The organism is Sphingomonas sp. 2378 (assembly GCF_038084995.1).
Classification (GTDB): Bacteria; Pseudomonadota; Alphaproteobacteria; order Sphingomonadales; family Sphingomonadaceae; genus Sphingomonas.
This window is the reverse complement of the sequence record NZ_JAXCMJ010000105.1, coordinates 1-1,165: the sequence shown is the minus strand read 5'-3', so window position 1 is coordinate 1,165 and position 1,165 is coordinate 1. Positions and strand designations below refer to the sequence as shown.

General features: G+C 67.6%; 1 protein-coding gene. It reads right to left on the bottom strand.

The window, feature by feature from the left end:
• The coding region (locus SM191_RS19460) for a YDG domain-containing protein (RefSeq protein ID WP_341507646.1) at positions 1-1,165 on the bottom strand (1,165 nt) is incomplete at both ends.

Genomic DNA, 1,165 nt, shown 5'->3' with positions numbered 1-1,165 from the left:
ACCTTCAGCAGGCGATTGCCCGCATTGCGGCTGTCGAACACCTGGGTGGCGCTGGCGGTGTCGCCGGTCACCAGCCCGGTGATCCTGACCGTCCCCGACGAGGCGGTCGTGCCGTCATAGGTCTTGGTATTGTCCGAGGCGGCGAGCGTCAGCGAGGCGCGCGCCACGTCGGCGATCCCCAGCACCGTGTTCGATGCCAGCACGAAGTTGCCAAGGCCATTGCCCGAGAGCGCATAGCCACCCAGCGTCACGCTCTTGCCGGTGCCCGCATTGCGGTCGACCAGCGTGCCCGTCACCCCGCTGGCGTCCAGCGTCACCCCGTCGCTGGCGAGCAGCGCCTTGGTCAGCGCATCGTCGTCACCCGCGCTCAGCGTCAGCGTGCCGCGCTGGCCCGTGGTCAGGATGTCGGTGCCGTCATAGGTCTTGGCACCGCGACCCGCCGCCGTGATCGTCACCGACCGGGCGGTGATCGTCCCCACCGCCGCCGAGGCGGTGGTGCTGGTCAGGTCGTAATTGGCCGCATCGCGCCCGGACAGCGCCATGCCGGTGACCGTCACGGTCTTGCCCGTGCCCACATCCTTGCCGGTATAATAGGCCGCCGAGGTGAGAACGTCGACCGCATCACCCGCGATGACCCCGGCAAGGTTCGCGCCGAGCAGCGTCGCGGCGGTGGTGCCGTCATAGACCTTGGACACCGTGCCCGTCAGCGTGCCGTCGATCACCTTGCGGGCGATCGTGCCGCTCGCATCCACCTTGACGATCGCATAATTGCCACCGTCATTGCCGTCCGCGATCGTCCAGCTGTTGGCGCTGATGATCCGCTGCCCGGCATTCTTGGTGTCGAACGCCTGCGTCATACCGCTGATCGTATCGCCGACGACCAGGCCCGTAGCGGTCACCGTACCGCTCGACGCCGTGGTGCCGTCATAGGTCTTGCTATCGTTGCTCGCGGTCAGCGTCAGCGTCGCCTTGGTGATCGAGGCGCTGCCACCAGACACCGCGTCGAGCACATAATTGCCCGCCTGTGCGCCACCCAGCGTCAGACCCGAGACGTTCACCGCCTTGCCCGCACCGACGTTACGATCGACGAAGGTGAACAGCCCGCTGCCCCCCACCGTCACGTCATCGCTGCCCAGCACACCGGTCAGCCCGGTGATCCGCCCGA